Here is an 18,798-nt window from a genome sequence, read left to right as displayed (position 1 = left end):
CTCAAGGCCGCGCGCGGGGTGACGGTCAGGTCAGGGGCAGGCGCATGAGCGTGAGGTCGAGCCAGCGGCCGAACTTGGTGCCGACCTCGGGCACCGTGCCGACGTGCTGGAACCCGAACCGTCCATGGAGCCGGATCGAGGCGGCGTTCCCGGCTTCGATACCGGCGATCATGACATGGTGGCCGCCCTCGCGGGCGGCGGCGATCAGGGTCGCCAGCAGCACGGATCCGATGCCGAGTCCGTGCCGGCCCGCGCGGACGTAGACCGAGTTCTCCACGGTGTACCGGTATCCGTCGAGCTCCCGCCACGGGCCGTAGACCGCGAAGCCGGCCACCTCGCCGTCGGCCTCGGCGACGAACGCCGAGCCGCGCGCCAGGTGGGCGGCCAGCCAGGTGACGGCCTGGGCGGGGGGCTGCGGGGTCTCGGTCCACAGGGCCGTCGAGTGCGCGATCGCGTCGTTGCGGATCTCGCGGACGGCCTCCACGTCGTCGGGGCGGGCGGGGCGCACCGTGACGGCGGCCGCGCCTCTTGCGTATATTGATGCCATGTCCAACATAGTAGATCCCCTGGTGGAGCGGATCGCGGCGCGCGTCCGCACCGAACGGGAACGCCGCCGGTGGACGCTGGCTCAGCTCGCCGATGCCTCCGGCGTGTCCCAAGCCATGATCAGCCGGATCGAGCGCGGCGAGAGCAACCCCACGGCCGTCGTCCTCGGCAAGCTGTCCGCGGCCTTCCAGCTCAGCGTCGCCTCCTTGCTCGCCCTCGCCGAAGGGACGCAGGACGACGTCGAGGGTGCGGCAGGTGTGCGCCGCGGATCCGGCACGGCCGAGTGGCGCGACCCCGCGACCGGCTACCGGCGCCGCCAGATCACCGGCCCGCACTTCCCCGCGGAGATCGCCGAGATCCTCCTGCCCGCCGGCGCCCGGGTGCCGTATCCGGCCGCCGCCTTCGCCTTCGTACGACAGGTCGTCTGGGTGCTCGACGGACGGCTGACCTTCCATGACGGCGACACGGTCCATGAACTCGACGCGGGTGACACCATCGAACTCGGCGAGCCCGCCGAGCGTGTCTTCGCCAACACCACCGACACCGCATGCCGTTACGCCGTCGTCCTCGCCCGCGTCACCACACCGTGACCCGGCCTCTCCCCCGCGGCGGCACGCTTCTCCTGGCCTCCATGGCCGGCACGGCGATCGCGAACAACTACGCCATCCAGCCCGAACTGACCGCGGTCGCCGCCGACTTGAATGTCCCGCTCTCGGTGATCGGCCTCGTGCCGTCCGCCGCGCTCGTCGGCTGTATGGCCGGATTCGCCCTCCTGCTGCCGCTCACCGACCGCCTCGCACCCAACCGCCTGGTCGGCGTTCAGCTCACCGCGCTGGCCGCCGCGCTCGCTCTCGCCGCGGCCGCACCCGGCGCGGGCCTGCTCCTGGCCGCCTACCTGCTCATCGGCGCGGCCGCCAGTGTCGCGGCCCAGGCCGGGAGCATCGCCGGCCGGTACGCCCCAACAGGGCGCCGGGGAACGGGCGTTGCCACGGTGACCGCCGGCATGTCGGCCGGGATCCTGCTCAGCCGCCTGGCGGGAGGAACGCTCGCCGACCTCCTCGGCCGGCGGCGGATGCTCCTGGTCTTCGCGGGCCTCGCCCTGCTCGGCGCGATCGCCGCCGCCGCGCTCCTGCCCCGGCAGCGGCCCCGCTCGGACCGCGGCTACCCGTGCCGCGCTCACGGCGCTGCCACCATTGCTGCGTCAGTTTCCTGAGCTGCGCCGCGCGGTGACCACCGGCGGGCTGTGGTACTTCGCCTTCAACGTCGTCCGGGTCGCGCTCGTCCTCGCCCTGGCCCAGCCGCCCCACTCCCTCGACCCCAGCGCCATCGGCCTGTACAGCCTGGCCGGGCTCCTCGGTTTCACGGCGCTCCCCCTCACCGGACGCCTCACCGACCGGTACACCCCGGCCGTGGTGATCACCACCAGCATGCTGGCCGCCGCGTCCGGCACGGCACTGCTCGCCCTCGGCCTCGGCAGCCCACTCGTGACCGGACTCGGACTCGCCCTCTTCGACGCCGGCTGCTTCGCCGCCCAGGCCGCCAACCAGAGCCGCGTCATGGCCCTCGCCCCCGAACGATCCGGCAGCCTCAGCAGCGTCTACCTCGTGCTGTACTTCACCATCGGGGCGCTCGGTACGGCCCTCGCCGCACCCCTGCTCGACACCCTCGGCCGACAGGGCACCGCCCTCACCGCCGTGGCCGCACTGCTCCTCGCCGCCACGCTCGGCAACCGTACGCGGTCCCGGGCCAACCGCTGATGACGCCGTGCGGGCGGAATCGCCGACGTCGCGGGTGGCACCCAAACCGTCGTGGACATGCCCATTTAGCGTGAGAGGCATGGCACTCGACTGGAACACCCTGCTCGCCGACCAACTCGACTGGCACTGGCAGCATCAGCTGCGGCCCAGGCTGACCGGCCTCACCGACGAGGAGTACTTCTGGGAGCCGGTCCCGGACTGCTGGAGCGTCCGCTCGCGCGGCACCGGCACGGCTCCCGTCCAGGGCGGCTCCGGCGACTTCACCATCGACTTCGCACACCCGGAGCCGGTGCCCGCGCCGGTCACGACGATCGCCTGGCGACTCGGTCACATCCTGGTCGGCGTACTCGGCGCCCGCAGCGCGTCGCACTTCGGGGCAGCCCCCGTCGACTACATGTCATACGCGTATCCAGGCACGGCGACGGAGGCACTGGACCGCCTCGACGCGGCGTACACCCAGTGGATCACCGGCGTACGCGGCCTCGGCGACGCGGGCCTCACACGCGAGTGCGGCCCGGCCGAGGGCCCGTACGCGAAGGAGCCGCTGGCGACGCTCGTACTGCACATCAACCGCGAGACGATCCACCACGGCGCGGAGATCTCCCTGCTCAGGGATCTGTACGCGCACGGTGCGGCCGGCTGGTGCGGTTGACCGCCCGGGTTCGGGGGCCAGGAATCCCCGGACGACGGCATGGAACGCGTGCGGTGGCGTCATGGGCATCAGATGCCAGTGTGTGGAACCACGGTTGTCGGGCTCACCGGCGCTCGGACCAGCCGCGGGCCTGCCCTGCCATCAGGGCTCCAGGACGCGGTCCGGTCCCAGTGGGACCTCGTGCAGGAGGAGCCGGCTGCGCAACTCGCGTACCCCGAAGTCGGCCTTGAGCCGGTCGATGACCGTTTCGAACTCGCGGGCGTCGGTGCAGGCCATGCGCAGCTGGTAGTCGTAGTCCCCGGTCAGCCGCATCGCGCCGACGATCTGCGGGACTTGGTCCAGTTGGGCCTCGAAGGCCTGGCGGTCGACGCCCTCGCGCAGGCGGATGTCGCTGAGCAACTCCAGCCCGCGCCCGAACGCCGCCAGATTCAGCTCGGCGCGGTATCCGCGCACGACTCCGGCGGACTGGAGCCGGCGTACGCGGTCGGCGACGGTGTTGGCCGAGAGCCGGACCTGACGGCCCAGCTCCTGGTAGGTCGCCCGGCCGTCCACGAGGAGGAGCGCCAGGATTTGCCGGTCGATACGGTCCATGGCGCCATGCTACAAATACTCGGCAGGATAGCGCCATGGCCGAGATATCCTCGGCCGATCCGCCTCATACGCCGAGAAGTCCGAGCCAAAATCGGCGTCCTTGGTGCCAGGCTCACAGGCATGGAGATACTGCTCCTCCGGACCGCCCTCGCCCCCTCCCTCGTACTCCTCGTCTCCGTCGTCGCCCGGCGCTCGGGCCCGCGTCGCGGCGGGCTCCTGCTGGGCGCGCCGACGACGTCAGGACCGTTTCTGGCCCTGATGTGGTTCAGCGGCGGGAACGCGGCGGCCGCGCGTGCCGCGCAGGGCAATGTCGCGGCACAACTGATCGTCGCGGCCTTCTGCCTCGGCTACGGCCGGCTCGCACCCGTCCTGCGTCCCGCCCGGACACTGACGGCGGCCCTGGTCTGCGCGGCCGGAGCCGGTCTGCTCGCGGCGTTGTGCGCAAACGTCTGGCTCACCGCGGCGCTGGCCCTGGCCGTGATCTTCGCCGGTCTGCGGACCTGGCCCGCCCCCGCCCACCCGGACCGGCCGCCGCACCGCGCCCGGCGCTGGGACCTCCCGGTGCGGATGGCGGTGTCGGGCACGACCGTCCTGCTCGCCGTGCACGCGGCGGACGCCCTCGGCTCCTTCACCGGCGGCATCCTCGCCGCGCTCCCGGTCCTGCTGGCCGTGATGGCCCTCTCGACCCACCGCTCGGCCGGCGCGCCGGCCGCCGCCGTGATGATGCGTGCCGCACTGACCGTCGCCCCGTGCACCCTCGGCTTCCTCCTGACGACCTATACGGTCCTTGCCGCTTCCGTGACGAGGGGGTAGGCGAAGAGTCCCCAACGGCGCGATGCTTTCCGACGTGCGCGGACGACCCCACCACGAGCCCGGTACTCCTCGGATGTCGAGACACGACTGGTGGGGCCTCGTGCTCGAGGCACCCGATCCGCGGGCGCTGGCGCGCTTCTACTCGGAGCTGCTGGGTTGGGAGATCGCCAAGGAAGACTCCGACGAAGCGGCCATCGCGCCGCCGGAGGGCGTGACATATATCGCCTTCCAGCGCGCGGACGGGTATGTCGCTCCGGTCTGGCCCGCTCAGGAGGGCTGTCAGCGGATCACGATGCACCTCGACTTCGAAGTCGAGGATCTGCGGGCGGCCGTCGCGCACGCGCTCGAACTCGGCGCGCGGGAGAGCGACCACCAGCCGCAGGACAACGTCCGAGTGATGCTCGACCCGGCCGGCCATCCCTTCTGTCTCTACTTGGACGGGAGCACGAGTTCTGAAACCCATTGAGACAGTTCGAGATCTCTTCCAGCCTCGCCCACGTGACGATCGAAGTGCCCCATCAGCCGCTTCCGATTGACCAGTCGGACGTTCGCTACGTCCACGGCCCCGACTCGACCGTAGAGCCCGGCGTGCCCGTCGGCGAGACGATCGAGTTCGAGTGGAACGACAGCGTCATCTACCCGGGAACGTCCCGGAAGTTCTGGGTCCATGTGCCCGCGCGGTACGGCCCGTCCAGGCCGGCGTCGCTGATGGTGTTCCAGGACGGGTGGTGGTACCTGGACCCTGTGGGAGAGATCCGGGGCGCGATCGTCCTGGACAACCTGGTCCACCGTGGCCACATCCGGGTCACCATCGGCGTGTTCGTCGACCCGGGCGTCCTGCCCGGCCCCGTGCATCGGCACCACCGCGGTGCCGAGTACGACGCATTCGACCATCGGTACGTCAGTTTCCTGCTGAGCGAGATCATCCCCGAGGTCACGAAGCGGTACTCGATCGCCGAGGACCCCGATCGCCGCGTCCTGGGAAACCTGTCCAGCTCCGCGCAGTTGTCGGGCGGCAATCGCTACCCCGACCTCATCCCCGCCGTTCCCCCGTAAACCGCTCCGTGTCTTCCTGCAAGCGGGCCACCGTGACCTGCGCTGGAACCAGCCCGAGGCGAACTGGCTCGCCCACAACCTCCGCGTCGCGGCCGCGCTCGCGGAAGCCGGCTACGACTTCCGCCTCGTCCTGGGCGACGGCGGCCACAGCCGCAACCATTGCGGAGTCCTCCTCCCCGATGCCTTGCGCCGGATGTGGAGGACGGACGATCGTCCGGGCCAGGCGGTCGGTTGAGCCTGCGCCTCCGGGCAGGCGCCGTCCCGATTGCGCGGTGGGCGGCAGGGCCATCAGGATGTTTTCAGGTGGTGTCCATCGGTCGGCGCGGGCCCGTTCGGTCATGGTGGGCCAGGACGTGGCGCGCACCCGCCCTGGGGCAAGGAGCACGGTATGGCCACGGACTCGCTGGGACGATTCATGGCGGCCCTGGACCCGGATCACCGGGAGGCCGTCCGCACCAAGCCGCCCAAGGAGCAGAAGCGGCTCGCGGCGGCCTGGGAACGAGAACTGGAAACGGATGACGAGCTCGACACCCTCGACGAGTTGTCTCCACCCGCGGCAGAGGCCGAGGCGGCCCGCCGCGTCCTGGACAAGGGGACCGGCTAGAAACCCGGGGGCTCCCCCGAGCCCCCCAGGGGGCTGCTCCCCGGCCTTCGGTCGAGTCATGAGCGCCTGACACCACACGGTCACATAGAGTTGTCAGCCCGCTACGGAACCGGAGTCGCGGGGCCGAAGACTCGCCTTCGGCGGGTGGATGGCGCATCTGGCCGGTGCGTAGCGGCGGGCACAATGGCGTCGTGGACCCGAACCAGCAGATCATCGTCGCGCTGGACTGCGACAGCCGTCGCACCGCTGAGGACATCGTCGCTCGGCTGGGCGACGAGTGCCGTTTCTACAAGGTCGGTCTGGAACTTCTCACCGTGGCCGGCCCTGACCTCATCACGCACCTGGTCGCTCAAGGCAAGGAGGTCTTCCTCGACCTCAAGCTCTTCGAGATCCCGAACTCGGTCGCCGGTGCCGTGCGCGCTGCGGGGGCTCTGGGTGTCTCGATGGTGACGGTGCACAGCATGGGCGGTACGGCCATCATGGCCGCCGCTGTCGATGCCGCGCGCGCCTTCCCCGAGTTGCGGGTCCTTGCCCTGACCGTGGTCACCAGCATGACCGACGCGGATCTCGCCGACATCGGCGTCGCCTCCCCGGCCGAAGAACAGGTGGTCAGACTGGCCCGCCTGGCCCGCAAGGCCGGCTGTCACGGTGTCATCGCCTCGCCGCAGGACGTCGCGGCCTTGCGGGGCGCCCTGGGCAGTGGGGCTCTGATCGTCACTCCCGGAGTCACCCTGCCCGGCGACTCGCCGGCCGAGCATGCCCGTCCCGGCACACCACGTGCCGCCGTCGCCGCCGGCGCGTCACACGTCATCGTGGGACGAACGGTCACACGGGCCACCGACCCGGCAGCCGCGTTCCGCCACGTCCGCACCAACATCGCTCCGTAAGCGACGCGCGCAGGGAGCCGTCCAAGGCTGCACGTCGCCGTCGGTGCTGGCCGTTCCGATACCCGGCGTCGTGGGTGCGGGTGGGCGGAGGAAGACGTCTCGCCCATGTTCTCCGATCCGAGGGTTGGGCAGACCGTCGTCCAGGAGCAGCCCACCCTGCCGTTGTCCACCTACGAGCGTCAGTTGGGGTTGTCGCCGTCGGTGAGGGTCTCCCACGCCACGAAGAGGTTGTTGGTGCCGGCCGGGCGGTTCCGCTCGGTCAGGGTCCGGGTGTTGGCCATGGCGATGCCCAGGCGGTTGTGCAGGGCGTTGTAGCCGACCTCGGTGATCGGGCCGAGTCCTCGCTTGACGGATCCGCCGCACAGCCAGCTCGGGACCGCCGCGCCCAGCTCGTACTTGGACTGGAAGCCGAGCGCCTGCCGCAGCCGCTCGCCGACGTCGCTGCCGTAGAGATCCTGCCCCTGGATCCGGCTGGTCTCTGCCACATGCGACACGGCGGAGATGCCGTATCCGGTGTGTACGAAGTCGCGGCAGGTCTCCTGGGTCAGTCCGGTCACAAAGGTGGACTGGCCCTGCCAGTACGCGATGATCTTGTCCCGGGTGTTCAGGTTCTGGCTCGGCACGGTCTTCGGCACATCGCCGTCGGAGGAGAGGTACACATAGGCGGCGGTGCGGGTGCGGAAGCGTGCCATGGCCGAGTCGTAGGAGGCCTTGTCCTCAAGGAAGACGGAGATGCCGACGGCTGCCTCCATCATCGTCAGTTCCCAGTTCCCGTTGGAGTTCGAGCCGTTGACGACCTTGGCCAGGTAGACATTCCGGAGCAGGGTGGCGAAGCGGCCGGCGTTCGACCAGGTGCCGGTGTACGTGTACTTGATGAGTTCGGCGGCCTTGGCCCAGGAGGCTCCGGCCCAGGCGGTCTGCAGGGGCGCGTTGCTGTTGGTGTGGTTCGTGAGCATGGCGGACCAGGCGTCCATCAGCTCGATGGCCTTTTTCGCGTACCGGTCGTCCCGGGTGATGTACCAGGCGAGCGCGTCGGTGTAGGCCGCGATGGCGTCCTCGCGCTCGTCCGTGCAGCCGTAGTTGGGGTCGGAATAGGGACCGCACTCGACGACTGCGCGGGGCTTGGGGGTGCGGCTGAGGCTTGCGTACGGGCTCGCCATCATCTGGTCGTACGCGCCCTTCCAGGGCTGGGCACCGGCGAGCACCTCGGCACGCGCGAAGTCGAGTTGAGCACGCGAGACGGTGACGCCCGGGTGGACGAACACGGTGGGAGCGGCCTGCGCCCGCTGAGTGCCGGGCCAGGTGAGGACTCCGGTTGTCAGCATGGCGGCAGCGGCGGCGAGCGCGAGAGCGGATCGTGGGGACTTGCGGTGACGTGGTGTGGGTCTGTCCTGCGCATCCTGCATGTCCTGCATAGGTCACGCCCTCATATGTGAACGATAAGCGGCTCCTTGAACAGCACGCTGACCGATGACCATAGGTACGGACCAACGGATCGTCAAGTGCCCAGGGAACGCGCAACGTTCACGATGCCGGAACCGACGCCACCGCCGTGCGAGGGTGCCGGTAGCGGACCCCCGCTCGCTGCTGATGGGCAGATCCTCCTACAGGCCGTAGTGAAGCCGTGGAGCTGCGCCGACTCCGCTACGACGACACCGGCGATGTGCCCGCCCGTGACACCGCCGTCCTGATCGACGGCGACACCACCTCGTGTTCGTCCTGGAACGCCTACGCCGGACAGCCGGCCCGGGACACGGGGCCCGCGCGGTCCATGTCTCCGACGGTGGCATCACCGGGCCCGCGTTCTTCGACCACGTGCGTCGCAGCGATCGCCCGGTCATCAACTCCCCCAAGGGCCAGACCAGTTCTCTCCCGCCCGATCTGGTCCGCCGGCCGATCGTGGCGCCGGAGATCTACTGGACCTGGTCCGTGGTCCGGCGTGCCGACGAGGCGCGTCCCCCGGTCCTCGGCGTCGTCGTCGCCCTGTGCGACGACCCGGCCGGACACCTTGGCGTCCACGGCCCGGACGCCTGGCTGCCCACCGGCGATCCGCACCGCAACCGATCCTCCGGCGACCCGGGCATCGAGCGGGGCGTCAGCGCGCACCTCGGCCGGCTGAGAGGGAATTGAGAGGTGGCTGTGCCAGGCTGACGCGCCCCGTCCCCCTCAGGAGCGCCTGGATGACTCTCGTCAACGGTCTCTGCCCGCCCATGTCCTGCTGGTCCATGTGGTCGTCGTGCTGATACCGCTCACCGCGCTGGCCCTGGTGGCGGCCGCGCTGTGGCCACGCGCCGCCCAGCGGCTGGGCGTGCTGCTGCCCCTGGTGGCGTTCATCGCCCTGACCAGTGTGCCCCTGACCACGCACGCGGGTGAATGGCTGGAACGGCACGTGGCGGACGACGCCCTGGTACGCCGGCACACCGAGCTGGGCGACGGCCTGCTGCCGTGGGCACTGGGCCTGTTCGTACTGGCGGGCGTCGTGTGGTGGGCGGGGCGGCGCGCACCGGCGGAGTCCGGACAGGGCGGCAGCGGCATGCGCTGGTCCGCCCTGCCCGTACGGATCGTCGTCGGCGTGTTCTCCCTGGCCGTCGCGGTGGGAGCGGTCGTGGACGTCTACCGGATCGGTGACTCCGGAGCGAAGGCCGCCTGGCACGACGCCTACTCGAAGACGGCGACCGGGTCAGCGGACGGCTCCTGAAGGTCAGCGGACGGCTCCTGAATCGGCTGAATCGGCGGCCTTCCGGACGGCACCGCCGCGCCGATGGTCGGCAGCGCCCTGCCGATGGGTCGTCTCGCGCGGGTTCACGTTGCGTAGACGCGATGTACGAACTCCGCGAGCTGGTCGTCGGTGAGGTGCCGGGCGATGTCCGTCTCGCTGATCATCCCGATCATTCGCTTGTTCTCGACCACCGGGAGCCGCTTGATCTGGTGGCTCCCCATCTCCTGCAGGGCGTCGGAGATGTCGGCGGCGGCGTCGATCCAGCGCGGGGTGCCCTCGCACAGGTCACCACATGTCATCTGCGCGGGGTCGTGGCCATAGGCGACACACTTCACGACGATGTCGCGGTCGGTGATGATGCCGCACATCCGGTCCTTGTTGTCGGGGTCGCTGACCGGGAGTGCGCCCAGCTCGTGGTCCCGCATCATCTGTGCCGCACGGTCCAGCGTCTCGTGCCGGGGTATCCACTGGGCACCCTCGTGCATGATGTCCTTCGCAGTCGTCATCGCTCGTCCCTCCATCTTGAGCATGGAGAATCCGGTTCCCTCGGGAATGCCGGTGCCGTGCACACACATCCAGTGCCCCTCGCACGGCCTGTAGCCATCGTGCGCGCGGCGCGTCGCGCATGTCTTGTTGGGCATTCAATCGTGGGCTCGGCGAGCACACGGGCCAGGTGTGGGGTACGCAGTGAGTACGAGGAGACAACCGAGGTCTTCGGAGTCTTTCGGGAAAGTTGATGGCCATGAAGTCCGAGACGGTTGTGGTGCCGGCCGACGGCGCCGCACTCCCAGGTGATCTCGTGGTGCCGGAGTCCGCGCGCGCCGTGGTGCTGTTCGCGCACGGCAGCGGCAGCTCCCGGCACAGTCCGCGCAACCAGGCGGTCGCCGCGGCCCTGCGGGAGGCCGCGCTGGGCACCTTGCTGATCGACCTGCTCACCGCGGAGGAGGAACGCCGGGACGTCGTCACCGCCGAGCACCGCTTCGATGTCGCGTTGCTGGGGCGTCGTCTGGTGGCGGCCATGGAGTGGCTGGGCGCGCGGCCCGGCACTCGTGGGCTGCCGATCATCCTCTTCGGTGCCAGTACCGGCGCCGCCGCTGCCCTCCGGGCCGCCGCCGAGCACCCCGACCATGTCCTGACCGTCGTGTCCCGGGGCGGACGGCCCGATCTGGCGGGGGACGCGCTGCCCGGCGTACGCGCACCCGTGCTGCTGGTCGTCGGCGGCAACGACGCCCAGGTGCTGCGGCTCAACGAGGAGGCCGCGCGGCAGCTCCAGGCCCCGAACACCCTGCGGGTGATCCCGGGAGCCACCCACCTCTTCGAGGAACCCGGCGCACTGGAGCAGGTCGCCGACGCGGTGCGGGAGTGGTGCACGGAGTGTCTGGGCGCGGCGTCGGGTGACGAGGGGCAGCCGAGAGGCTGAGCAGCAGCCGAGAAGTGAGTGCTCGGACGCCGGACGCCGACGGGGTCTCCGGTCAGGGAACGGCGGCCGGGGGTACGAGGCCGAGCATGCCGTCGGCCGCCTCCTCGATGCGTACGCCCTTGCTGATCCGGCCGAGGGTCGCGCGCAGCCATGCGCGGTCCTGGTCCGCCGCGCTCTCCAGCCGCATCCGGCGCGCCTGCAGGGGGAACATCCGCATGCCGGTCGGGCACCCGGAGTCGGGCGCCACCGAGACGAGGTAGCCGAGCCGGAGGTCGTCGCGGTACTCCTCGTAGCCCGAGATGCCCTCGTAGTCGTCGATGAAGTCGCCGCAGCCGTAGAGGATCAGCCGCCCGCGGTACAGCTCGACGGGGCGGGGATGGTGCGAGGAGTGTCCGTGGACGATGTCGACGCCGCCGTCGATCAGGGCGCGTGCGAAGTGCTTCTGGTCGCGGGGGACGAGATAGCCCCAGTTGGAGCCCCAGTGCACCGACACGACGACGATGTCCCCCGGTCGCTTCACCCGCCGTACTCGCTGGAGGAGGGCCTCGGCGGCCGCCGACGACAGCTCATGGACGTAGGCGACGCCGGGCCGGTCGGGGCTCGCGGCCCAGTCGGGCGGGATGCCGCTGGACAGCGCTCCGAGGGCGAAGACCAGGATGCGACGGCCGGGGCCGACCGGGATGTCCACGGGCGCGTGGGCCTCGTCGGCGTTCCGTCCCGCGCCCGCGGTCCGCAGTCCCGCATCCGCGAGCGAGTCGAGCGTTTCCTCCAGGCCCGGCAGGCCGAAGTCCAGCACATGATTGTTGGCCAGGACGCACACATCGGGGCGGGCCGCCGTCAGGGCGGGCAGGTTGGCCGGGTGCATCCGGTAGTGGACCCCCTTGCCGGGCGCGAACACGTCACTGCGAGTGACCGAGGTTTCCAGATTCACGATCCGGGCGTCCGGGGCGGCGCGCTCCAGCAGCCGCAGCGCCTCGCCCCACGGCCAGCCGGGGTCGACCGGAGCGGGAATCGGGCCGCTGACCGCCTCGGCCAGTTCCACGTACGAGCGGGCGTCCGTGACGTACCCCTCGCGCAGCTCCGGATTTCCGGGGTGCGGGAGGATCTGGTCGACGCCGCGCCCGAGCATGACATCACCGCACAGGAACAGCCTCACCACACCGCCGCCCATACCTCCACCCTAAGCTCGCTTGCCGGAACGGCTGTGTCAGAGGCGGCGGAGCCTGACGGCCAGGAAGTGCGGCTGCCGCTGGGTCTTGTCGTAGCGGCGGGGATCGAGCGGGCGGGACTCCGGCTCGGCGCGTGGTTCCGTCAGCTCCTCCAGCGCGAATCCCGCGCCGAGCAGTTCGCCGAGGAACGTCTCCAGCGTCATCCGTACATAGCTGAGCGCGAACCCGTCACCGAAGGGCAGCCGGACGCGTTCCTCGGCGAAGTAGGACCCGCCGAAGTAGGCCCAGTCTCCGGTGGGGTGGGTGGTGGAGACGAGGAGCTTGCCGCCCGGCCGCAGCACCCGCCGGATCTCCGCCAGCAGCTGACCGCGCGCGTCGATGTGGTGGTAGACGAGGGCCATCACGGCGAGGTCGAACGACTGGTCCTCCAGGAAGTCCAGCGGCTCCTCCAGATCGTGCCGACGCAGCACGACTCGGTCTCCGAGCCGCTCCCGCGCGGCCTGCAGCAGGGTTTCGCTTCCCTCTACGCCGACGACCCGCACGGCACCGAGCCGCAGCAGTTCGGCGGCGTAGTGGCCGGCTCCGCAGCCGACGTCCAGAACGTGTAGGCCGCTCACGTCACCGGCGAGCCTGAGCATGGCCGGCCGGTCGGTGTGGGCGTTGTAGACGCTGTCCGTGGCCTGCAGCGCGAACTGCCTGCCCATGTCACCGTGATACGCCGTCTCGGCTGTCATGGGCGCATCCTCGCAGGCACCTTGCCCGTCTCATCACGCGGTTCCGGTGCGATGTGCGCACGGTGGGGACGGCCGGTAGTGCTGGCCGGTGGGATCCTTCGGCGACGAGGCGAACTTGTCCATACACCTTTTCTCCACGGACAGATCGATCGAAGTTCCCTCAGCCGTACCGGCAAACACCTAGAGTCACGCTGTCATGTACGCGACCCGACCGTTCAGGGGTCGGGACTACCCCACTGCCACCAGGAGAGCGCATGGTCTCGCGTCGTACAGCTACCGCCCTCACGTCCACAGCGGCAGCCGCGCTGCTCGGCCTCAGCGGCTTCGCGGCCCCCACCGCGAGCGCGGGGACCAGCACCGACCTCTCGGTGTTCGCATGGAACGTCGATCTCGGCACCGCGATCGTCGACAGTACCCAGCACGAGAAGGCCGCCCAGCGCACCCCGGTCATCGAGTCGATCATCCGCAAGCACAGTGCGGACGTGGTGGTGCTGGACGAGAACTTCAACAACACCTCGACCCCCGACATCATCAGCAAGCTCGCCGACCTCTACCCGTACCACACCCCGGTCGTCGGCCAGACCTGCTCCGGTGGCGGCTGGACGGGCATCAGCGGTGACTGCTCCAACTCGCTGTTCGTCATCAACGGCGGCACGATGATCCTGTCCAAGTACCCGATCACCGCGCAGTACGCCCACGTCTTCAGCAACTCGACCTACGGCACCTGGGACTACCACGCCAACAAGGGCGCCGCGCTGGTGCAGATCGACAAGGACGGGGCGAAGAGCTGGGTGGTCGGCACCCATCTGCAGGCCGACGAGTCCGGCACCTCCACCGACACGACCCAGTCCACCCGGCTCGCCCAGCTCAAGGAGATCCGCTCCTGGGCCGACGGCATCGCCGGGTCGAGTGCGCCGGTGCTGATCGGCGGAGACATGAACGTGGAGTACTACGGCGGCCAGTCGCGCGGCGACTACGCCAACGCCCAGAGCGCGGTGAACGGTGTGCTCGGTACCCCGGCCACCGACCCCGACCAGAGCCTGCGCACCATGGACTGCCCGGTCTCCGCCTGGTGCCAGTACATGTCCGGCGTCGAGTCCTTCCCCAAGGACTACCGGGACGACCTCGACTACATCGGCTATCTGAACGCGCCGGGCCGCCCGACGCCGGCCGCGATGTCCGCCGTCAAGGTGGACTTCGACCCCCAGTCCGGCTGGACCACCGGCCAGATCGACACCAACGCTCCCAGCGACCACTACCCTGTCGAGGCGACGTTCCAGCTCAACTGAGCCTGGCCGTACGGACGGTGACGCATGCGGAACCCCCAGGTCTCACCTGGGGGTTCCGCGGCCACGGTCGGTCGCGTGGCGGGCCCGCCAAGGCGCCCGCCGAAAGTACCGCCCGGCCCGCTTCAGCCCGCACGCTCTTGGTGGCGCTGAAGGCCGTCTCCGTCCGCGCCGGGTCTCGCCAGGAGGCGAGCACCACGCCCTGCTGTACGACGACTCCACTGGCCCCCCGCCCGTCGAGCAGGGGGCTCAGCACCTCCCGATGGGAGAGGTCGGAGACCTGGGAGGCCGGGTCAGAAACGCGGCGCTTGCGGTGTGTGCTGCGGGGCCGGGACGATGCCCTGGTTCACGCCGGGGCTCTGCCGACCGGACACCTTGCAGGTGACATCCTTCGCCGGGAGCTGTCCGGTGCTCAGGTAGGCGTTCACGGCGATGTTGGCGCAGGCGCGCTGGTCGGCGGAGTAGACGCCGTGGCCTTCGCCGCCCTGGACGTACACCATGCGTGAGCCCTTCAGGGCGCGGTGCATGCCCAGGCCGCTGACCAGGGGTGTCTGGGAGTCCCACTGGTTCTGGACGGTGAGCACACCCACGTTGTTGTTCACGGCGGTAACGGGTTCGGCCGGCTTGTTCCAGAACGCGCAGGGCGTGATGTTGGAGCCGAAGTCGCCGTAGACGGGGTACTTGGCCTTGTCCCGGATCGCGTCACGGCGGTACTGCTCGGGATCGCGCGGCCAGGCCGCGGTGTCCCCGCAGACGACCGTCCAGAAGGCGGCCGACTCGTTGTCGGCCGGCGCCTGTCCGGCGAAGGCCGCGGACCGGGGCGTTCCCTGCCGATCGGCCGGTACGAGCGAACGGCCGGAGGTGGCACGGCCGTCGGCGGCCTTCTTGAGGTTCATGACCGACTCGGCCGCGGACTTCGGGCGGAAGAACTCGGCGCGCAGCATGGCGCGGATGTCGTCGCCGGTGAGTTTCTGGCCACCGTCGTCGATGGGAGAGCGGTCGGCCCGGGCGATCAGGTTCCAGAACGTCTTCTTCACCTTGGCCGGGGTGTCGCCCAGGTGGTAGGTGCGGTCGTGCTGCGCGGTCCACTTCGTCCAGCGGGTGAACGCCGGCTCGGTGCCCTCCGCCCAGACCTGGATCATGCCGCGCCAGACCCGTGCGGGGTCGATCGAGCTGTCCAGCACCCAGCGGTCGATCCGCTGGGGGAACAGCTGCGCGTAGACGGCGCCCAGGTACGTGCCGTAGGAGAAGCCCAGGTAGGACAGCTTCTTCTCGCCGAGCACGGCGCGGATGACGTCCATGTCGCGGGCGGTGTTGCGGGTGGTGATGTACGGCAGCTTGTCGCCGTTCTTGGCACGGCACTTCTCGGCTACGGTGCGGGCCCAGGTGACGTCACGCTGGAACGTGGCCGACCGGTAGGCGTGTTCCACGGTCTGCTCGGTGCCCGTGAGACCGCAGGTGACGGGGCTGCTGCGGCCCACACCGCGCGGGTCGAAGCCGATGAGGTCGTACTGCTCGAGGACCTTCTTGGGCATCGCGTCCTTCATCATCGCCGGCATGTCCAGGCCCTCGCCGCCCGGACCGCCGGGGTTGAAGAGAATCACGCCGTGCCGCTTGCCCGGGACGCTGGTCTTCACACGCGAGATGGCCAGCTTGATCGTCTTGCCACCGGGGTGGCTGTAGTCGAGCGGGACATCGATCGTCGCGCACTGTAAGGCGGCGGGCTGCGACGCGTCGCATCGCTGCCACGCCGGCTTCTGGTTCGCGAATCTGTTCAGGGGTTCCGCCGCGGATGCCTGCGCCGGAGTGAGGGTGGCGACCAGTGTTGCCGTGATCCCCACGGTGAACAAAGGCGCCACGCGTCCTATCCGCACGATGGCCGTTCCTTTCGGTCAAGTTCCAGGACGGTACGACCCTTTCGCGTCCGCGGCGGTGTGCGGATCCGTCTGCCGGGCGATCTCTCTCCGACTCCAGGCGTACGGGGAAAGAGACGTACGGAGGAGAACCCACAAGGGTTGTTCACCGGCAGGTCCGCCGCTGGAGCCGCACGGAATCCGAACCGGCAGCCGAAAGGCGCGCTCTGGCAGGTAAGTTGGGCACGGAGTGATCGCTCCCCACCACGACCGAGAGCACGTGACCACACTCAGGCCCGTTCCATCGCGACCCGCCTGATGGACGCCCTGCCGTCGGTCAGTTACCTCTCCGACAACGACGGTTCCCTCGGCACACGGCGGCCTCGCCCGCAAGCCGTAACCGAGCCTGATACGTCCGCAGTTCGAGGAGGGCCGTCCGAGCGCGCGTCAGAGCCCCTGGACGGCGAGCCCCGGCCTCGTTCCGGCGTGCAGTGTACGCCGGTTCCCGCGCGCAGTACCGCTCTCTGCGGCGGCTGACCCGGCTGCCGGACGAGACGGCCGTATGGCCCACCCACGGAGCGGGCTCGTTCTGCTCCGCCCCGCCCGGCACCGAGCGCACCACCAGCATCGGCGCCGAGAAGCAGGCGAACCCGCTGCTCGCCGCGCCCGACGAGGAAGCCTTCGTGTCCCGGCTGAGCGCGAGCCTCGGCAGCTACCCCGCCTACTTCGACCGACTCGCCGAGCTCAACCGGCGCGGCCCCGCCGTCCTGACCGCCGTACCGTCGCTGCCTGCCCTGACGGCCGGGCAGGTGCGCGCGCTGCTCGCCGACGGCGGTCACGTGGTCGACGTCCGTCCCGCGGCGCGCTACGCCGCCGGGCACATACCGGGGTCGCTCTCGATACCCCTGCGCGACCAGTTCGCCACCTGGCTGGGCTGGCTCCTGCCCGGCGAGGCCCCCATCGCCTTCGTCACCGACGAGGACCAGGATGTGTCGGAGATCGTCTGGCAGGCGTACAAGATCGGCTACGAGCGCCTGGCCGGCCGTCTGCCGGGCGGCATGGCCGCCTGGCAGCAGGCGGGCTTCCCCGCCTGTGCCACCGCGTTCGTCACACCCGACCAGGCGCCGGCGGCCCCGTACGTCGATGTCCGGCAGGAGGCCGAGTACGTCGCCGGGCACGTGCCCGGCGCCCTCCACCTCGAACTCGGTGCCCTCGCCGCCCACGCCGCCGAGGTCCCGCACGGCGCCGTCGTGGCCTGCGGGCACGGGGAGCGCGCCATGACCGCCGCCAGCGTCCTGGAAGGCGCGGGCCACATCAGCCTCACCGTGCTGAACGGCGGGCCCGCGGATTACGCCGCCGCTCATGGCCGACACCTCACCGAGGGCGGCGCCCGATGAGCACGACCACCGAGTCCGCGGCCAGGCCTGTCCGGCTGGGACTCCGGGAGAACTGGCTGCAGTTCACGCTGCTCGTCGTCGTCAACGTCTGTGTCGGCGGCCTGGTCGGACTGGAACGCACCACCGTCCCACTCATCGGTGCCCACACCTTCCGCCTCACCAATGACCTGGCCGTCTTCTCCTTCATCATCGCCTTCGGCCTCACCAAGGCCCTGACGAACCTCGCCGCCGGAGCGCTCACGGCCCGCTTCCGCCGCAAGCAGCTCCTCGTGGCCGGCTGGCTGATCGGCATCCCCGTGCCGTTCGCCCTCGCGTGGGCGCCGTCCTGGGGCTGGATCGTCGCCGCGAATGTGCTGCTCTGCCTCAACCAGGGCCTGACCTGGTCGATGACCGTCAACATGAAGATCGACCTCGTCGGTCCGGCCCGGCGCGGACTGGCCACCGGCCTCAACGAAGCGGCCGGTTACACCGCCGTCGGGGCCACCGCCCTGGTCACCGGCTTTCTCGCCACCGCCTACGGCCTGCGGCCCGTCCCGGAGCTGATCGGGGTGATCTTCGTCGTCGCCGGGCTCGGCCTCGCCCTGATCGTGCGCGACACCGCCGCGCATGTGGCCCTCGAACTCGCGCAGCACACCAAGCCCCTGCCGTCGAGCGAGAGCACCGTACTGGCCGCCACCTTCGCCCGGACCTCCTGGCGGCACCGGTCGCTGCGCGGTGCCAGCCAGGCCGGCCTGGTCAACAACCTCAACGACGGCCTCACCTGGGGCGTCTTCCCGCTGCTCTTCACCGACCACGGGCTCGGCCTCGCCGCCGTAGGCCTCATCAAGGGCCTCTATCCCATCCTCTGGGGCCTCGGCCAAATCCCCACCGGTCATCTCTCGGACCGTATCGGCCGCAAGCCGCTCATCGTCACCGGCATGCTCGTGCAGGCCGCCGGGTTCCTGCTGGCCCTCGCCCTGTTGGACACCCCGCTCCTCGCGGGCGTCCTCTCCGCGATCGCGCTCGGACTCGGCACCGCCATGGTCTATCCGGCTCTGATCGCCTCGGTCTCCGACCACGCCCACCCGGCCTGGCGGGCCGGCTCGCTGGGCACCTACCGCTTCTGGCGCGACATCGGCTACGCCGCCGGCGCCCTCGTCGCGGGCATCCTCGCGGACGCCCTCGGCCTGAACGCCACGGTCATCGCCGCCGCCGTCCTCACCGCCGGCTCCGGCCTCCTCGCCGCCCGCTGGATCAGCGAACACGACACCGCCCGCTGACCGCCGCCGACCGCACAGGGCTCCGCGCGGCCCACGGCACCGGAAGAAGGGCGTC

22 protein-coding genes and 2 pseudogenes are annotated in these 18,798 nt (G+C 70.4%); 16 read left to right on the top strand and 8 right to left on the bottom strand.

The genetic code is table 11. The annotated features are described in order from the left end of the window. Positions 1–25 precede the first annotated feature (25 nt). Positions 26–547 (bottom strand): N-acetyltransferase family protein, encoded by a 522-nt coding sequence (locus AB5L52_RS42670; protein ID WP_369368463.1) that lies wholly within the window; start codon positions 545–547, stop codon positions 26–28. Between AB5L52_RS42670 and AB5L52_RS42665 the strand changes: the two genes are divergently transcribed. From AB5L52_RS42665 to AB5L52_RS42650, 4 genes are all read left to right on the top strand, one after another. Next, positions 546–1,136, top strand: a complete 591-nt coding sequence (locus AB5L52_RS42665) for a helix-turn-helix domain-containing protein (RefSeq protein ID WP_351027173.1) — start codon at positions 546–548, stop codon at positions 1,134–1,136. The genes AB5L52_RS42670 and AB5L52_RS42665 overlap by 2 nt on opposite strands. A gap of 41 nt (positions 1,137–1,177) precedes the next feature. Beyond that, the gene (locus AB5L52_RS42660; protein ID WP_369368462.1) at positions 1,178–1,759 is read left to right on the top strand and encodes an MFS transporter; all 582 of its coding nucleotides are present in this window, start codon (positions 1,178–1,180) and stop codon (positions 1,757–1,759) included. Further along, a complete protein-coding gene (locus AB5L52_RS42655) occupies positions 1,740–2,303 on the top strand; it encodes a hypothetical protein (RefSeq protein WP_369368461.1) in 564 nt (187 codons plus the stop codon). Before AB5L52_RS42660 ends, AB5L52_RS42655 begins: the two co-directional genes overlap by 20 nt. A 79-nt stretch (positions 2,304–2,382) precedes the next feature. Next, positions 2,383–2,955, top strand: a complete 573-nt coding sequence (locus AB5L52_RS42650) for a DinB family protein (RefSeq protein WP_369368460.1) — start codon at positions 2,383–2,385, stop codon at positions 2,953–2,955. A 141-nt stretch (positions 2,956–3,096) separates the two neighbouring features. On the opposite strand, the gene AB5L52_RS42645 is transcribed toward AB5L52_RS42650, so the two are convergent. After that, a complete protein-coding gene (locus tag AB5L52_RS42645; protein ID WP_351576898.1) occupies positions 3,097–3,546 on the bottom strand; it encodes an Lrp/AsnC family transcriptional regulator in 450 nt (149 codons plus the stop codon). Positions 3,547–3,666: 120 nt separating this feature from the next. Between AB5L52_RS42645 and AB5L52_RS42640 the strand changes: the two genes are divergently transcribed. The 3 genes from AB5L52_RS42640 to AB5L52_RS42630 all read left to right on the top strand — a co-directional run bounded on the left by AB5L52_RS42640 (position 3,667) and on the right by AB5L52_RS42630 (position 5,415). Then, complete coding sequence (locus AB5L52_RS42640; protein ID WP_369368459.1) at positions 3,667–4,359, top strand: hypothetical protein; 693 nt, start codon at positions 3,667–3,669, stop codon at positions 4,357–4,359. A 73-nt stretch (positions 4,360–4,432) separates the two neighbouring features. Further along, positions 4,433–4,825: a VOC family protein gene (locus AB5L52_RS42635; RefSeq protein WP_351576904.1), complete on the top strand. Its 393-nt coding sequence runs from the start codon at positions 4,433–4,435 to the stop codon at positions 4,823–4,825. 32 nt (positions 4,826–4,857) lie between these two features. Then, on the top strand, positions 4,858–5,415 hold the full coding sequence (locus AB5L52_RS42630; protein WP_369368458.1) for an alpha/beta hydrolase: 558 nt from the start codon (positions 4,858–4,860) through the stop codon (positions 5,413–5,415). On the opposite strand, the gene AB5L52_RS42625 is transcribed toward AB5L52_RS42630, so the two are convergent. Further along, positions 5,393–5,755 (bottom strand): hypothetical protein, encoded by a 363-nt coding sequence (locus tag AB5L52_RS42625; protein WP_351576910.1) that lies wholly within the window; start codon positions 5,753–5,755, stop codon positions 5,393–5,395. The genes AB5L52_RS42630 and AB5L52_RS42625 overlap by 23 nt on opposite strands. Positions 5,756–5,803: 48 nt before the next feature. On the opposite strand from AB5L52_RS42625, the gene AB5L52_RS42620 reads away from it, so the two are divergent. Together AB5L52_RS42620 and pyrF are read left to right on the top strand one after the other, a co-directional pair. After that, the gene (locus AB5L52_RS42620; RefSeq protein WP_351027160.1) at positions 5,804–6,019 is read left to right on the top strand and encodes a hypothetical protein; all 216 of its coding nucleotides are present in this window, start codon (positions 5,804–5,806) and stop codon (positions 6,017–6,019) included. Positions 6,020–6,210: 191 nt separating this feature from the next. After that, on the top strand, positions 6,211–6,906 hold the full coding sequence (gene pyrF / locus AB5L52_RS42615) for an orotidine-5'-phosphate decarboxylase (RefSeq protein ID WP_369368457.1): 696 nt from the start codon (positions 6,211–6,213) through the stop codon (positions 6,904–6,906). A 179-nt stretch (positions 6,907–7,085) separates the two neighbouring features. Here pyrF and AB5L52_RS42610 read toward each other — a convergent pair whose 3' ends face one another. Then, positions 7,086–8,231 (bottom strand): alginate lyase family protein, encoded by a 1,146-nt coding sequence (locus AB5L52_RS42610; RefSeq protein WP_369368456.1) that lies wholly within the window; start codon positions 8,229–8,231, stop codon positions 7,086–7,088. 326 nt (positions 8,232–8,557) lie between these two features. Between AB5L52_RS42610 and AB5L52_RS42605 the strand changes: the two are divergent. Both AB5L52_RS42605 and AB5L52_RS42600 read left to right on the top strand, forming a co-directional pair. Continuing rightward, a pseudogene (locus tag AB5L52_RS42605) lies at positions 8,558–9,036 on the top strand (hypothetical protein); the annotation flags it as partial. A gap of 106 nt (positions 9,037–9,142) precedes the next feature. Further along, positions 9,143–9,604, top strand: coding sequence for a hypothetical protein (locus AB5L52_RS42600; RefSeq protein ID WP_369368455.1), 462 nt, complete (start codon positions 9,143–9,145; stop codon positions 9,602–9,604). A gap of 104 nt (positions 9,605–9,708) precedes the next feature. Here the strand turns inward: AB5L52_RS42600 and AB5L52_RS42595 are convergent, their stop codons facing one another. Continuing rightward, the gene (locus AB5L52_RS42595; protein WP_351027151.1) at positions 9,709–10,131 is read right to left on the bottom strand and encodes a CBS domain-containing protein; all 423 of its coding nucleotides are present in this window, start codon (positions 10,129–10,131) and stop codon (positions 9,709–9,711) included. Between the two features lie 236 nt (positions 10,132–10,367). Between AB5L52_RS42595 and AB5L52_RS42590 the strand changes: the two genes are divergently transcribed. Continuing rightward, the gene (locus AB5L52_RS42590) at positions 10,368–11,045 is read left to right on the top strand and encodes a dienelactone hydrolase family protein (protein WP_369369065.1); all 678 of its coding nucleotides are present in this window, start codon (positions 10,368–10,370) and stop codon (positions 11,043–11,045) included. Positions 11,046–11,097: 52 nt separating this feature from the next. On the opposite strand, the gene AB5L52_RS42585 is transcribed toward AB5L52_RS42590, so the two are convergent. Together AB5L52_RS42585 and AB5L52_RS42580 are read right to left on the bottom strand one after the other, a co-directional pair. Further along, positions 11,098–12,216 (bottom strand): CapA family protein, encoded by a 1,119-nt coding sequence (locus AB5L52_RS42585; RefSeq protein ID WP_369368454.1) that lies wholly within the window; start codon positions 12,214–12,216, stop codon positions 11,098–11,100. 36 nt (positions 12,217–12,252) lie between these two features. Beyond that, complete coding sequence (locus AB5L52_RS42580) at positions 12,253–12,948, bottom strand: class I SAM-dependent methyltransferase (RefSeq protein ID WP_369368453.1); 696 nt, start codon at positions 12,946–12,948, stop codon at positions 12,253–12,255. A 254-nt stretch (positions 12,949–13,202) separates the two neighbouring features. Between AB5L52_RS42580 and AB5L52_RS42575 the strand changes: the two genes are divergently transcribed. Then, positions 13,203–14,237 (top strand): sphingomyelin phosphodiesterase, encoded by a 1,035-nt coding sequence (locus tag AB5L52_RS42575; protein WP_351027144.1) that lies wholly within the window; start codon positions 13,203–13,205, stop codon positions 14,235–14,237. 290 nt (positions 14,238–14,527) lie between these two features. Here AB5L52_RS42575 and AB5L52_RS42570 read toward each other — a convergent pair whose 3' ends face one another. Beyond that, positions 14,528–16,108 carry an alpha/beta hydrolase gene (locus AB5L52_RS42570; RefSeq protein WP_369368452.1) on the bottom strand — a complete coding sequence of 527 codons (1,581 nt, stop codon included), beginning with the start codon at positions 16,106–16,108 and terminating at the stop codon, positions 14,528–14,530. A gap of 261 nt (positions 16,109–16,369) precedes the next feature. Between AB5L52_RS42570 and AB5L52_RS42565 the strand changes: the two are divergent. The 3 genes and pseudogenes from AB5L52_RS42565 to AB5L52_RS42555 form a co-directional block, all read left to right on the top strand. Beyond that, positions 16,370–16,459 (top strand): annotated as a pseudogene (locus tag AB5L52_RS42565) (SAM-dependent methyltransferase); the annotation flags it as partial. A 119-nt stretch (positions 16,460–16,578) separates the two neighbouring features. Further along, positions 16,579–17,484 carry a rhodanese-like domain-containing protein gene (locus AB5L52_RS42560; RefSeq protein WP_369368451.1) on the top strand — a complete coding sequence of 302 codons (906 nt, stop codon included), beginning with the start codon at positions 16,579–16,581 and terminating at the stop codon, positions 17,482–17,484. Beyond that, positions 17,481–18,743, top strand: a complete 1,263-nt coding sequence (locus tag AB5L52_RS42555) for an MFS transporter (RefSeq protein WP_369368450.1) — start codon at positions 17,481–17,483, stop codon at positions 18,741–18,743. Before AB5L52_RS42560 ends, AB5L52_RS42555 begins: the two co-directional genes overlap by 4 nt. The last annotated feature ends 55 nt before the right edge of the window (positions 18,744–18,798 follow it).

Origin of the sequence: Streptomyces sp. CG4 (genome assembly GCF_041080655.1) — a bacterium.
Classification (GTDB): Bacteria; Actinomycetota; Actinomycetes; order Streptomycetales; family Streptomycetaceae; genus Streptomyces.
Note: the sequence above shows the minus strand (reverse complement) of the source record. Positions and strands in the feature narration are given on the sequence as shown.